Raw genomic sequence first — 14,303 nt, forward strand, 5'->3', positions numbered from 1 at the left:
TTTTTACAAATAGCCAACAGTTCAAAGGATAAAAAATAACAAATTTTGATAAGCGGTTGAGGGTTAGATGATTTGAGTGAAAAGTTTTTTTTCGCCCCTCAGTGGCGATAGGGGTGTTTTTTGTAGCGATTAAAAATATGCACGGATATTACATTGGTGATCGGTAGCCAATACCTGACGGGTTATGGAAAACAGGAGGTTTTCAGGTGTAAGTTTTAGCATTCAATGAGTATGTATAAATTCATTGCTATTCCTTAAACTAACGATATGCTATGTATTAGTACATTAATTTCCTCCGAACTATGCCCAATCGATTAAAGCGTTTAAATATTATTTTAGCTTATTTCCTTTTCATCCTTTTGGTGGGGGCGCAGTTAGTGTTATTTTTTTATTCACGCAAGCAACACCAACAAGACCTATTGATCGAGGTGGTCGATCAACAGCTTAAAAGGATTCAGTCCATTCATTTAAACGCAAGCCCATTGCGATGGAAGGATATTGAAGCAGGTTACCGACAGGTGATGCAGCAGTCTGAAGGCATCGCTTTTTCAGGGGAGTGGCAAATGATTATCAATGCCATTGAAAATGATATTCAAACCCTCAATGAGTTAAAAGCGAATGGCTCACAATCCGAAGCGAAGGCCCTGATAAAAATCAGCCGTATTGAAAATCATCTGCTGGATCTTCGGGATTTTCTTTCCCTGCGTTTTAAGCTGCAAAATCAACAGCTGATCCAGCTGACCATCGGCCTGATCTTCTGTATCTTTTTTCTGCTCATTGTCGGCTATATTTTTGTTACCCGCCCATTGATCGCTAAAGTGAAGTCTAAATCCAAAACTTTGGAAGACAATAATAAGCAGATTTTGGCCCGTGATATGGAGCTTGAAGAAGCCATGGCGGTATTGTCAAAAACCAAAGACAGCTTGATGTTGCAGGAGCATCGTTTTCGGTCGATCAGTGAAAATATTACAGAGATTATTGTGCTCTTGAGTGCTTCGGGTGTGGTGGACTATATCTCGCCCTCTTGCTCGGATCAACTGGGTTATGCACCAGAGGATATCGTCCGTGGTACCGTTACTTCAATTATCGCCAGCAAGTATCACCCTCCCTTTGAAGAGGCCTTGCAGCGGGTAATGGCAGGTGAAAATGAGCAGGTTACCCTCGAGTGTATTTGCAGAAATGAGGAATTAATTTGGATGGAAGCCAAGCTCAAGTGTATTAAATTGGATGAAAACGCAGTTTTTCTGATGACCTTGCGCAATGTGGAAGCCGAAAAACAGATGGAAACCCTGCTAAATGGTACACAGGCGATTGCGGGTATTGGTGGCTTCGATGTTGATATTGCCAAGCAACAGGTGAGGTGTACCGCTCAGGTATATCATATCCTGAAGGTAAGTCAGGGAGGGCTGCGCAGCCTGCAAGAATGGCTACAAATGTTCTCTATCGCCACTGTGGAAGATTTTCTGTCGATGTTGCAAATCAACGACCATTGTTTTGATAAAGAACTGCAATTGTCGCTGGGCAGTGGTGAGCAGGTGTGGATAAAAATTGTGGGGGAAATTAGTGAAACAGATGGGCAGGTGTCGGCACTTCGTGGAACCATTCAGAATGTGCAGGCGCAAAAAGATACTGAAGAACGGCTGAAAAAGCAGGACCTTGCTGTGGAGCAGGTGATGAAATCTTCCCCGAATTTGATTGTCGTGATGGACATCAAAAAGTACAAAATTACTTATGAGAACCGCTCTTTCTGGAATGAGATGGCCTATGGTACGGAGCAGCCTGAAATGGAACGCTGGCGGAAGTTGTTGTCTCGTGCCGATCTTGAATTGTTACAGTACGAAGTGAATAATGTGGCCTCTTCGGGAACAGACAGCAAGGTGTCGATAGAAATTCAGGTCAATAAAGGCTCAGGTGCCATTCATTGGTATCAGGTGGTTATTTGCCCATTTTCAGTAGAAAAAGAGAAAGTGAAGGAGGTTTTACTGACCCTCAACGATATTCAGCATAAAAAGAAAGCCGAAGAGCACCTGCGCAAAAATATGGTGTCGCTGAAGGCTTTTGTCGGGGATGCTCCCGCAGCCATTGCGATGCTGGACAATGAATTGCGATTTGTAGCGGTGAGTGATCGTTTCAAAGAGGATTATCGCACAAAAAAATTACAACTGATCGGGGAGTCCTATCATTCGATTTTTCCCGAAACCTCTCAGCTCATTGATTTTTTACTTACCCGTGGCCTGAAAGGGGTTTATGAGGAAGAAGAGGAAATGCAGGTGTTCAGGTGTGATGGCAAAGAGGAATGGGCCAAGTGGGAGATGCGCCCCTGGTTTACGGATGATTATGAAATCGGTGGGGTGCTGATTTTTTCTCAATTTGTAACCGAAGAAAAGCAGCGGAAAGAAGAATTGATTGAAGCGCGGCTGAAGGCCGAGGAAGCCTCGAAAACCAAGGCGCAGTTCCTGTCTACCATGAGTCATGAAATTCGTACGCCGATGAATGCCGTAGTGGGCTTGTCGCATATTCTGCTGGAGGAAAATCCGCGGGAAGACCAATTGGATTATCTGAGTAAGCTGAAGTTTTCGGGAGAAAGTCTTCTGGGGCTAATCAACGATATTCTTGATTTCTCAAAAATAGAATCTGGTAAGCTGGATATTGAGAAGGTTCCTTTTCATTTGAAAAAAGATATTGAAGGGGTGACAGACATGTTGCAGTTCAAGGCTATAGAAAAACGGATTGGCCTCAAGCTCAGTGTTGATGATAATGTCCCCGAGGCGGTGATTGGGGATCCTGTTCGGATTCGGCAGATTTTGGTGAACCTGATCAACAATGCCATTAAATTTACCGCTGTTGGTTCGGTAGAGGTGAAGGTGAAGGCGCTCAAAGTTACTGAAGAAACCTGCAAAATCCGCTTTCAGGTCGTCGATACTGGAATCGGAATTCCTGAAGATAAATTGGATACCATTTTTCAGAGCTTCAGTCAGGTGAGTACCGATACGACAAGGAAATTCGGCGGCACAGGTTTGGGCTTGACCATCACAAAACGATTATGTGAGCTGCAAGGTGGCGATGTGAAGGTAAGTAGTCAGGAGCAGGTCGGCTCGGTGTTTATGGTTGATATTCCTTATCAGATTCCTTCAAATATGGATCTGTCCATGGAAAAGCAAGCAGCAGCACAGGATGTGCCTGATGTTGCCAAGCTTAAAGGCTTGCGGGTATTGCTGGTGGAGGATAATGCCATCAATCAATTTGTGGCCACTAAATTCATGTCTAAATATGGCATCGTAACCGAGGTGGCCGAACATGGTGGCGAGGCAGTGGAAATGGTGCAACAACATCGTTATGACGTCATTTTGATGGACCTTGAAATGCCAGTTATGGATGGCTTCGAAGCCACCAAAGCAATAAAAAGCCTTGATCAGCCTTATTTCAAAGAGCTTCCGATCATAGCCATGACTGCTTCAGCACTGACTGAAATTCAGAAAAAGGTTTTTGAATGGGGAATGGTGGACTTTATTGCCAAGCCTTTTGAGCCCGCAATGTTCTATCGCACCCTGTTGAAGCATGGCCGACCGCAGGAATCTGACAAGGAGAATAAACTGATCGGGACCAAAGAATCCTAAGCAATAGACCTAATCCAAGCTGGAATGTAAAAGCACTGTTAAACAGTGCTTTTTTCGTTTTATTAATTTAATCATCAGCCCTGTTATTCTCATAACAATAGCTATATTTGCGGCTATCTATATGAAAGAGTACGATATTTTAGAGCTCCCTAATGGGATTCGGGTGGTGCACAAAGAAGTGACCCACACCAAGGTGGTCCATTGCGGATTTGTTTTGGATACAGGCAGCAGAGATGAATTGGCCCATGAGTTGGGAATTGCCCACTTTTGGGAGCATATGGCCTTTAAAGGGACTAAAAATCGACGCGCATTTCACATTCTCAACAGGCTGGAAGCAGTAGGAGGAGAGTTGAACGCTTACACCACCAAAGAAAAAGTTTGCTTTTATGCCTCCGTACTGGATGAGCATTTTGGCAAAGCCTTTGAATTGCTGACCGATATTACCTTTAATTCTACATTCCCTGAAAAGGAAATCGTCAAGGAAAGGAATGTGATTCTGGAAGAAATGGCGATGTATCACGATACCACCGAAGATGCCATTCAGGATCATTTCGATGAACTCGTTTTCCCTGAACATCCCCTGGGCTATAATATCCTTGGAACGACAGACAGTATTGCACAATTTCAGCAAGATGATTTTCTGAAGTTTATCGACAGGACCATGGATCCTGAGCACCTGATTTTCTCCAGTATTGGGAATATTCCCGCAAAGAAAGTTTTTGATATGGCCAAGCGTTACCTCGGGGATTTACGCCCCAAAGGAACCAAGCTTGACCGACAGCCGCCTTCGCTATATGAACCCAAGCGACTGGTGGTAGAAAGAAGGGATATTACACAGGCACATAGCGTAATGGGAATGCCCGCCCCGCACTTTGATCACCCCAAAAGGCTCGCCTTTTTTATGTTGGTGAATTTGCTCGGTGGCCCAAGCCTGAACTCCCGATTGAATTTGAGCCTTCGGGAAAAATACGGCCTGGTATATTCTATTGAGGCAAGTTTTACGCCTTATACCGATGCTGGACAGTTGGGCTTCTTTTTTGCTACTGATCCTGCAAGCCTCAAAAGGGCGGAAGCACTGGTGATTAAAGAGCTCCGATTGCTGAAAAGTAAAAAGCTGGGGCCGCTGCAGTTGCGTCAGACCAAAGAGCAACTGGTGGGACAATTGGCCATGGGCGAGGAAAATAATATGGGCTTGATGCTCAGTGTGGCAAAAGTGTTGCTCGATCAGAATAGAATTGAGCCTTTTGATCAGCTGATAAAAAGCATCAGGGCAGTAACGGCAGAAGAATTAATGGCGGTAGCCAATGAGTTCCTTGTAGAGGAGCAGTTCAGCTACCTGACCTACAAACCTGCATAGAAATAACAGATTGATTTTATGGAGTTTTTAGATCCTGAATTACAGGCGTATTGCGATGCGCACACGAATGAAGAACCGCAAGTCCTTAAAGAACTTGATCGGGATACAAATGTGAATGTACTGATGCCCCGAATGCTTTCAGGGCATTTTCAAGGGCGGTTTTTGAGTCTGTTTACCCAGATTTTAAATCCAAAACGCATATTAGAGATTGGCACCTTTACGGGCTATTCAGGGATTGCGATGGCCGAAGGGCTTCGTGAGGATGGCGAGTTGGTAACGGTGGACATCAATGAGGAGCTAAGTGATATGGTTCGTGAATATGCCGAGAAAGCGGGCGTGGCGGATCGCATCACGATACGCACTGGGCCCGCTCTGGAAGTTATTCCAACCTTGGATGGGACTTTTGATCTCATTTTTATTGATGCTGACAAAAGTAACTATGGCAATTATTACGAAGCCGTGATTGAACGACTGAACCCTGGTGGGATTATTCTGGCAGACAATGTACTGTGGAGTGGCAAGGTGCTGGAGAAAAATCGTAAAAAGCTCGATAAAGATACCGCAGCGGTGCTCGAATTCAACCGAAAAGTTCAGGAAGACCCGCGGGTAGATAATATTTTATTACCCCTTCGGGATGGCCTGATGATGGCCCGAAAAAAATAAATTTCCAAAGACTATTTTTCTTACAAAATAGTCTTTCTTTTTTTGTACTGAAATCGTTTGCTGCAATTACTGATTTGCAGCTATTTTAATATCTTTTTGGGAGTGAACCACAAAGGCATGGGCCTGTTGTTGGTTGCTCATACCCTAAGTTGAATTTTGAGTTTATGGCAAGGAAATACCCATTTTTCATTTTTGTTCTGTTATTCTGTATGCTGGGAGCTTTGGCTCAGGCAAAAGAGGTGCATATTCCGTCGGTCATGTATTTTGCGGGTATCAAGCTTGAACTTAGCCCTGCATTGCGTGCTGAACTGAAGCAGGAGGTGGAAAAGCTGCACACTGGTGGAATTTATTTCGACCAAAAGCTTAATCGGGTATATACTTATATGCCCATTATTGAGCAGGTAATGAAGGAGCAGGGCTTGCCAGATGATTTTAAATATCTACCCATTCAGGAAAGTTCCCTGCTCGGGCATGTGGTGTCTTCTTCCAACGCGGTGGGCTTTTGGCAATTTAAAAAAGCAACAGGCGTGGAGGTAGGTTTGCGCATCGATCACAATATTGATGAGCGCATGAGCATCATCGCCTCTACCCGTGGGGCGGCGAATTACCTGAAAAAAAATAACCGCTACCTGGACAACTGGGTGAATGCACTGCTCTCTTACTATGCAGGTTTGGGAGGCGCTCAGCGGTATATCCATAAGCGGGACAAAGGAGCGACAGTAATGAAGGTGACGCCTAAGTTACATTGGTATGTTAAGAAAACCCTGGCACACAAGCTGGCTTTTGAGCCATTTTTAGAAGCCATGCCTCCTCAGAAATATTATTTGCAACGCTACAAGCAGGGGCAAGGCAAAACCATGAAACAGGTGGCGCACAACCTTGGTGTGGATGAAGAAACGTTGCAGTCTTATAACTTGTGGCTGAAGCGTGGCCGCGTACCAACCCAAGGGGTTTATGAGTTTGTTTACCCCGTTGAAGGTCCTTCACGTCAGATGGATTATATGGCCAAGAAAACCCATGAGAATGGAGAGAATACGCCACCACAAATTAAAAGCTATCCGAGATGGCGGGGGATTGCCTCGAGGATTAAACGGATTAATGGCATTCGTGGGGTGGTAGCGCAATCAGGAGATGATATCACGGCGCTGGCTACGCTGGGGAAAATATCAGAAATCAAGTTCATTACTTACAATGATATTCCTGCCCACAGAACCATCAATAAAGGAGAAATATTCTACTTTAAGCGCAAGCACCGCCGAGCAGACAAAGGCGTGGAGTTTCATACCGCTCAGTATGGCGAAACGATGTGGGATATTGCGCAGCATTATGGTATCCGATTGAAATCGTTGCTGAAGTTGAACAGAATGCGTGATTTCGATCAGCTGAAAGCAGGGCGTGTGATTCACCTTCGGAAGAAAAGAAAATCCAGAGAGGCCATCATTTATCATCAGGTAGAAAAAAATCAGCCTGTGGTAACCGAGAAGAAGCAACAGGCAGCGCCTAAACCAAAGCAAAAGAAAACGACTTATCGGGAAACCAAAAAAGAAGTCGCTGTAAAGAAAAAGCAAAAGGCAACCCCAGTGGAACCTGCTCCTGCACCAGTTATTGATCGGTCCGTAACCACAGATTATTATACCGTGCAGAAAGGGGATACTTTCTATGCCATCTCCCGTGAGTTTGATATTCCTGTCCCTGAATTGTTGGCGCTTAATCAGCTGAGCTCAGGCGCTGTATTATCGATTGGGCAGCGACTGAAAGTTACTAAAACCAAGCAGGAGGTTGCCCCCAAAGCTGCCCCTGAAAAATCGGCCCAGCCACAGCAGAAAGTGCACATTGTTGAAAAAGGAGAAACCCTCTATAAAATTGCGAGAATGAACAATGTAAGTGTTCAGGATATACTGAAATGGAATAACAAGCCTACTGCGGAACTTGAGATTGGAGAGCGTATCGTGCTATTTTTACTACACGATTAGCAGGTTTATCTATTGTAGTTTTTGGAGTAAAAATTGTGCTTACTTCCGCTAATTGCTTATCTTTAACAAAACAGTGTACAGTGGTAAGACTTTGAGCTGAACCAAACTATTGGCTCACTTAAATTATATAAATAACAGGAAGATAGTATGCCTGATCAAAAAGTAGAACGCGTCTTATTGGTGGACGATAACGACACCGATAATTTTATCAGTAAACGAATTATTGAAATAGCAGGCTTTGCAGAAAATATAGAAGTAGAAAACTCTGGGAAAGCCGCCCTTGATCGGTTACATGAAGAGGCCAACACGCCAGACTTGTTGCCGAACATCATTTTTTTGGATATCAACATGCCCATCGTCGACGGCTTTGTATTTTTATATGAGTTTGAAAAGTACCCCGATGTGGTGAAAGAAAAATGTAAAATTGTGATTCTCTCAAGCTCGGACAATGAACGGGATATTGACCAGATCATGAGTAATGATAAAGTAATTACCTTCATAACAAAACCCCTGACGAGTCAGTCCCTTGAAAAGGTAAAAGAATTTTTGTGATTTTGATGAAAAGCTTGGTGAATGCCAAGCTTTTTTTGATTTTTGCGTTTCAATCAAAATTCAATATTTTTCAAATGAGATTGATCCTCCTTTTTTTACTTTTCCTTCTCCCCCTTTGTACGATTGCACAGAGTAATGATACTGATGCAGAGCAAATCGAGATTCTGAACTTTGGGCACAAGTATAAAGCCCGCATGGATTCGCTCAAGCAAATATCGGAGCAGTTAAAGTATGATTCCCTGTATTACCTTCAGGAGCCTGAGTATGTCGTGATCGCACCGACACGTATGCGGGACTCTTTGAAAATTTCCAATGTCGATACCCTGAAATTCTTCTTCCCTCCTAAAGTATTATTGGTCGATGTGAATCATTATAACGATTCCATTTCGGTCTATCAGGCTTCCCTGGATACCATGGAGCTGCGATTGAACCCCAAGTTTATGGTCGTCCCTTCTACCGCGCAGGTTGAAGAAGACAACAAACCACAATATTGGACTTACGGTGGTGGGCTGCGTGTTCACATTGCGCAGGTGTCACTCTCCAACTGGAACCCTGGGGGGGAAAGCTCCTTGAACGCCTCTACAGAGTTTCGTGTTTTTGCCAATAAAAAGCGCGACAATATGGAGCTTGAAAATAGGATGGAGTTACGCTACGGTGTTATTCGGAATGGGGAGAAGCTTGATAAAAACAGTGACCAGATATGGTTTGTCTCTCGGCAGTCGAGGCAGGTAACAAAATCCTGGCAGCTTTCCGCCCTCGAGGATTTTCGTACCCAGTTTCAGCCAGGTTTCAACTCTGACAGAAAGTATATTTCCAACTTCATGGCGCCAGGTAACTTGCAGCTCTCGCTGGGTTTCTCCTATAACCGTATTAAGAATTTGAACGTTCTGGTGTCGCCAATTAAGGGTAAGGTAACCTTCCTGCTCGATCAGGAATTGTCAGACGAAGGCGCTTTTGGTGTGGAAGCAGGCAAGCGGATGCGGAGCCAGCTTGGTTCGGGTCTGTCCGTCGATTTTAAGGAAACGGAGATTTTCCCAAATATCTACTATACTTCCAACCTTGAACTTTTCTCGCCTTTTCAGACTTTCACAAGGGTGGTAACCAACTGGACCAACAACTTGCGCTTTCAGGTGAATCGGTATATTTCCACTTCCATTCATTCGCAGATCGTCTATGACCATGATATTGACATCACCCGTGATGATGGCTCCAAAGGGCCAGCCCTGCAAATGCGAAATGAGATCAGTTTGGTGTTTGTCCTCGATTACTCGAAATAGCTAAAAATATGGCGTTTGAATACGCGCAAAAAAAAGCTGCCAACGTAAAAATTGGCAGCTTTTGTATTTTATATCGACATCAATTATTTGATGATGATTTCTTCTCTGATGAATGTTTCCGTACGGTCAGGACCAACAGAAACGATGTTGATTTTTACGCCAGTGAAATCCTCAATGTACTTCACGTAGTCTTTCAATTCCTGAGGAAGTGCCTCGTAAGAATCAAAGCCCTGAAGGGAAGTGTTCCATCCTTTCAGTGTTTCGTAGATTGGCTCAACGGTTTCGTTATCGATGTCAAATGGCATCTCTTCCGTTAGGGTACCATCCTCTAATTTATAGGCAGTACAAACCTTGATCTCCTCGAAGCCGTCCAATACGTCGGCCTTCATCATGAACATCTCAGTAACCCCGTTAATCATCGCCGCATATTTCAGAGCAGGCAAGTCAATCCATCCACAACGACGCTCACGCCCTGTAGTTGCACCAAACTCGTTTCCTACTGTCTGAAGCTCTTTTCCAGTCTCATCAAATAGCTCAGTTGGGAATGGACCTGAACCTACGCGTGTACAGTATGCTTTGAAGATACCATAAACACGGCCGATTTTACCTGGAGCAACGCCCATTCCTGAACAAGCACCTGCTGAAGTGGTGTTTGAACTGGTAACGTATGGGTAGCTTCCAAAATCGATATCCAAAAGAGAACCCTGCGCTCCTTCTGCCAATACCGACTGACCTTTGTTTAAGCGATCATTGATGAAGTAAGCACCATCCACCATTTTAAAGCCTTTGATGTACTCCACTGCTTCAAAGAAAGTCTTGTTCACCTGCTCCAGATCGTACTCAAAGTTGTAAGAATCCAAAATGCGGCAATGTTGTGCAACAAGGTTGTCGTAACGCTCTTTGAAGTTAGGGGCCAAAAGATCACCCGCACGCAAACCAACACGCGCGACTTTATCCTGGTAAGTAGGACCGATTCCTTTCAATGTAGAACCGATTTTTTTATCACCCTTAGATTGCTCGTAAGCAGCATCCAACAGGCGGTGGGTTGGTAAGATCAATTGCGCTTTCTTGGAAAGCACCAAGCGTTCTTTCACATCAAAATTGAAAGAAGCCATTTTTTTGATCTCATCTTTAAAGATTACAATATCAAGAACAACTCCATTCCCAACGATGTTCAAGATGTTTTCACGGAAAATTCCCGAAGGAATTTGGTGAAGGACATGTTTGATGCCGTCGAACTCCAAGGTGTGGCCAGCGTTTGGACCACCCTGAAAACGCGCAACTGTATCATACTTAGGAGCAAGGTAATCTACGATTTTACCTTTTCCTTCATCTCCCCATTGTAACCCTAAAAGGATATCTACCTTCATTTTTATTTATTTTTCAGTTCCATTATCGCTTCTTCTTCGGTATCTACAATCGTAAAAATCGAATTCAGTTTAGTGATAATTAACAATTTTTTTACACTCTCAGATGGCTTGATTAAAACAAGCTCACCACCAGCATTACGAAACTTCGTCAGCGAGGTAATTAACACGCCAATACCGCTACTGTTCATGTAGCGTAAATTCGAAATATCCATCGCTGAATTAGTAATTCCGCTTGAAATGTGGTCATTGATGTGCTCAATCAGGTCTAAACCTGCCTCTTGACCAATCAGATCTCCATCAACCTGAATTGTCAAAATACCATCTTTTACTTTAGAATTAAACTTCATAAACGGTCAGGGTTTTGCTTCTTACAGGAAGCGGGTTATTAATTGGACAAAAAAATGAGGGCAATACTTGCCCTCCTGCAAATATAGTCAGCTTTACGTACTTAGGAAAATATATTCTCAGTATTTGCTTGTTTTAGAGGAATATCACCAAGTACACATCGTATGTTACATCCTTATTTTAAATCTGTTCTGGTCACTTGAATAACACCATTTACATTGCTGAGATTTTTAATCAGCTGATCCAAGTGCTTGGTGTCTTGAACAAACAGCTGAATATCGCCTCGGAAAATGCCCTTGTCGGATTCAATAGAAACCGACCTCATGTTGACTTTCAAATCTTCAGAGATAATTTTCGATATATCGTTAATCAGCCCTACGCGGTCAGTGCCTTCAATTCTAAGTCCTGTAAGGAAAGATTCATCCTTTTGTGAGGCCCATCGGGCTTTAATTACGCGGTGCCCGTGGTTGGACATCAGCTCGACGGCATTCGGGCAAGAGGTACGGTGAATCTTAATCCCTTCGTTTACAGTGATAAAACCGAAAATGTCATCGCCAGGAATAGGATTGCAGCACTTGGCTGTTTTGTATTCAAAAATATCCATGTCCTCCCCAATATAGAGGATGTCCTCATCGCGTTCGCGGTTCTTGTTGGTAACGGCCTCTTTTTTGAAGGTGCTGGCGTCGGTAACCTGCGTGGTTGTTTTCTTTTTGCTTGAAACCTGTTCGCGGGCTTCCTGGAATTTTTTGATCTCTTTGGCGTCAATCTCTCCTTTGCCGATTTTATCCATCAGGTCGGGAATAGATTTCTGGTTGAAAAAGGCACGAAGTCGCTGCATGGTGACTTCATTATAATCCATTTTCATCTGCTTCACTTTCCGCTCCACAATTTCTCGGCCCATTTCAATATTCCGCTTGCGGTCTTCAGCGAGGGCTTCCTTAATCCGTGATCGCGCTTTTGAAGTAACCACATTTTTTAGCCAGCCTTCATTGGGCTTTTGCTTGGTGGAAGTCAGGATTTCTACCTGGTCACCAGTTTTTACCTTGTAAGAAAGTGGAACGAGCTTCTGATTGACTTTGGCACCAATACATTTGGCGCCCACCTCTGAGTGGATCTCGAAAGCAAAATCCAGGGCGGTGGCATTATGAGGCAAAATTTTCAGGTCGCCTTTTGGTGTGAAAATGAACACCTCCTCATTGAATAGGTTCGACTTGAAATCGTCCACAAACTCCATGGCACTCGAATCGTTCTGCTCGAGCATTTCCCGCACCTTGGCAATCCAGTTTTCCAGTCCTCCAGCACCATTTTGTTTGTTGGAATTTTCCTTGTATTTCCAGTGGGCGGCATAACCTTTCTCGGCAATCTCATCCATGCGGCGGGTACGAATTTGTACCTCCACCCATTGGCCAGGACGGCTCATTACGGTGGTGTGCAACGATTCATAGCCATTTCCCTTTGGGGTAGAAATCCAGTCGCGCAACCTGTCGGGGTTGGGCTTGTAGGAGTCCGTTACAAGGGAGTAAATCTGCCAGCAGGTGCTTTTCTCTTCTTCCATAGGGGTATCGATAATGATACGGATGGCAAAGAGGTCATAAACCTGCTCAAAAGGCACATTCTGCTTTTTCATCTTCCGCCAGATGGAATAGATGGACTTGGGCCTGCCTTTGATTTCAAAAGGGTAGTTCATCGTTCCAATCTTGGTGCGGATTGGCCTGATAAACGATTTGATGAAATTATTACGCGCCACCTTGGTCTGGTTGAGCTTGTTGGCAATTTCACGGTAAGTTTCCTGATCAGAGTATTTCAGGTAAAGGTCCTCCAGCTCTGATTTTATGGCATACAATCCCAGGCGGTGTGCCAAAGGAGCGTACAGGTAGATGGTTTCTGAAGCGATTTTCAGCTGCTTGTGTCGAGGCATGCTCCCGAGGGTACGCATGTTGTGCAGTCGGTCAGCGAGTTTAATCAAAATCACCCTGACATCCTGCGAGAGGGTCAGCAGCATTTTTCGGAAATTCTCCGCCTGCGCCGAGGTGCCATATTCAAACACCCCAGAAATCTTGGTCAGTCCGTCAATAATCTGTGCGACCTTAGGACCAAAGTCACGCTCAATGTCTGTCAGTTCAATGTCGGTATCTTCTACCACATCATGAAGCAGCGCAGCGACAATCGAGGTGGTGCCAAGGCCAATTTCATCGATACAGATCATGGCGACCTCAATCGGGTGAAAAATATAAGGCTCACCAGACTTTCTGCGCATGTCCTGATGCGCCTCCATGGCGGTGTAGAAAGCTTTTTTTATGATTTTAGCATCTCCATCCTTAAGCACGGGTTTGGCATGCCTAAGCATTTTGCGGTAGCGTGAAATAATTTCCTTACGCTCCTCTTCCAATTCAACTGTGGTCATATCTTAATATAAAAATTCTTCAGGCTCATTCAAAAGTCCATGAAGAATAATGTCAATTATCTTTGGTATAATTCACCATCGGTGGGCAATGGGAATAATGTCATTTACAATAAGGTCAATTTAAGCTGAATATTTTCAAAATTCAGCTAAAAATGCAAGCAAAAGCACCGAATATTCTGATGAATCTTGCCCAGAATTTGGTAACACTTTCATGGTCAGTTCTTATAAATTGAGGAAGGGATTTGGAGGGTCGCTCAGTCGAATAGTGCGGGGGATTTCCCCTTGGGATATTTCCCTGGTTTCCGTTCCTTTAAAATTTAATCTTCCTGCGGACGTTTTTGTTGCAGGGCTTATAATAATCGAGTATTTTTACAGCAAAACCGCAGCATCGCCCTTGAGAATACTCACCATCATATTGAGCCTTTACATTACCGCTATCAGCTTTGTGCCTTGTTCCGATGAGCCACCACATGTTGATGAGCAGGATGCGGGCCATTATTGTGCGGAGCTTTCGGCGCATGCTCATGAGGAGGATTTTGGGGAGGCCTGCTCACCATTCTGCCTTTGCAGCTGTTGCCAGCAAACGGTAGATCAGCATCGGGTAACGTTGCCCGCATTGTTTTATGTGGTAACGGCCACACACTTCAAGAACCCAGTCATCAAACAGCTGTCGGTGCAGCAACTCACCATCGACCTCTTTCGTCCGCCTCGGACAGCACTGATTTAAAAATTACTAAATTTTTTT

The 14,303-nt window shown here is 44.1% G+C and carries 10 protein-coding genes; 7 read left to right on the plus strand and 3 right to left on the minus strand.

Features of this window, described 5'->3' with window-relative positions; translation table 11 throughout:
* Window positions 1–302: 302 nt before the first annotated feature.
* The 6 genes from AABK40_RS03400 (at window position 303) to AABK40_RS03425 (ending at window position 9,439) form a co-directional block, all read left to right on the plus strand.
* Window positions 303–3,617: a PAS domain-containing hybrid sensor histidine kinase/response regulator gene (locus AABK40_RS03400; protein WP_338397649.1), complete on the plus strand. Its 3,315-nt coding sequence runs from the start codon at window positions 303–305 to the stop codon at window positions 3,615–3,617.
* Between the two features lie 121 nt (window positions 3,618–3,738).
* Window positions 3,739–4,974, plus strand: coding sequence for a M16 family metallopeptidase (locus AABK40_RS03405; protein ID WP_338397650.1), 1,236 nt, complete (start codon window positions 3,739–3,741; stop codon window positions 4,972–4,974).
* An 18-nt stretch (window positions 4,975–4,992) separates the two neighbouring features.
* Complete coding sequence (locus tag AABK40_RS03410) at window positions 4,993–5,637, plus strand: O-methyltransferase (protein ID WP_338397651.1); 645 nt, start codon at window positions 4,993–4,995, stop codon at window positions 5,635–5,637.
* Window positions 5,638–5,801: 164 nt separating this feature from the next.
* A complete protein-coding gene (locus AABK40_RS03415) occupies window positions 5,802–7,610 on the plus strand; it encodes a LysM peptidoglycan-binding domain-containing protein (protein ID WP_338397652.1) in 1,809 nt (602 codons plus the stop codon).
* Between the two features lie 147 nt (window positions 7,611–7,757).
* Window positions 7,758–8,162 carry a response regulator gene (locus tag AABK40_RS03420; protein WP_332921092.1) on the plus strand — a complete coding sequence of 135 codons (405 nt, stop codon included), beginning with the start codon at window positions 7,758–7,760 and terminating at the stop codon, window positions 8,160–8,162.
* Window positions 8,163–8,236: 74 nt separating this feature from the next.
* Window positions 8,237–9,439 (plus strand): DUF3078 domain-containing protein, encoded by a 1,203-nt coding sequence (locus AABK40_RS03425; protein WP_338397653.1) that lies wholly within the window; start codon window positions 8,237–8,239, stop codon window positions 9,437–9,439.
* Window positions 9,440–9,522: 83 nt separating this feature from the next.
* Here AABK40_RS03425 and AABK40_RS03430 read toward each other — a convergent pair whose 3' ends face one another.
* From AABK40_RS03430 to AABK40_RS03440, 3 genes are all read right to left on the minus strand, one after another.
* Window positions 9,523–10,809 (minus strand): adenylosuccinate synthase, encoded by a 1,287-nt coding sequence (locus AABK40_RS03430; RefSeq protein ID WP_332921090.1) that lies wholly within the window; start codon window positions 10,807–10,809, stop codon window positions 9,523–9,525.
* Window positions 10,810–10,811: 2 nt separating this feature from the next.
* On the minus strand, window positions 10,812–11,156 hold the full coding sequence (locus AABK40_RS03435; protein ID WP_332921089.1) for an STAS domain-containing protein: 345 nt from the start codon (window positions 11,154–11,156) through the stop codon (window positions 10,812–10,814).
* Between the two features lie 173 nt (window positions 11,157–11,329).
* Window positions 11,330–13,558, minus strand: coding sequence for a RelA/SpoT family protein (locus AABK40_RS03440; protein ID WP_332921088.1), 2,229 nt, complete (start codon window positions 13,556–13,558; stop codon window positions 11,330–11,332).
* 394 nt (window positions 13,559–13,952) lie between these two features.
* Here AABK40_RS03440 and AABK40_RS03445 point away from each other — a divergent pair, with 394 nt between their 5' ends.
* Window positions 13,953–14,285, plus strand: coding sequence for a DUF6660 family protein (locus tag AABK40_RS03445; protein WP_338397654.1), 333 nt, complete (start codon window positions 13,953–13,955; stop codon window positions 14,283–14,285).
* Window positions 14,286–14,303 lie beyond the last annotated feature (18 nt).

Source organism: Persicobacter psychrovividus (genome assembly GCF_036492425.1).
GTDB lineage: Bacteria > Bacteroidota > Bacteroidia > Cytophagales > Cyclobacteriaceae > Persicobacter > Persicobacter psychrovividus.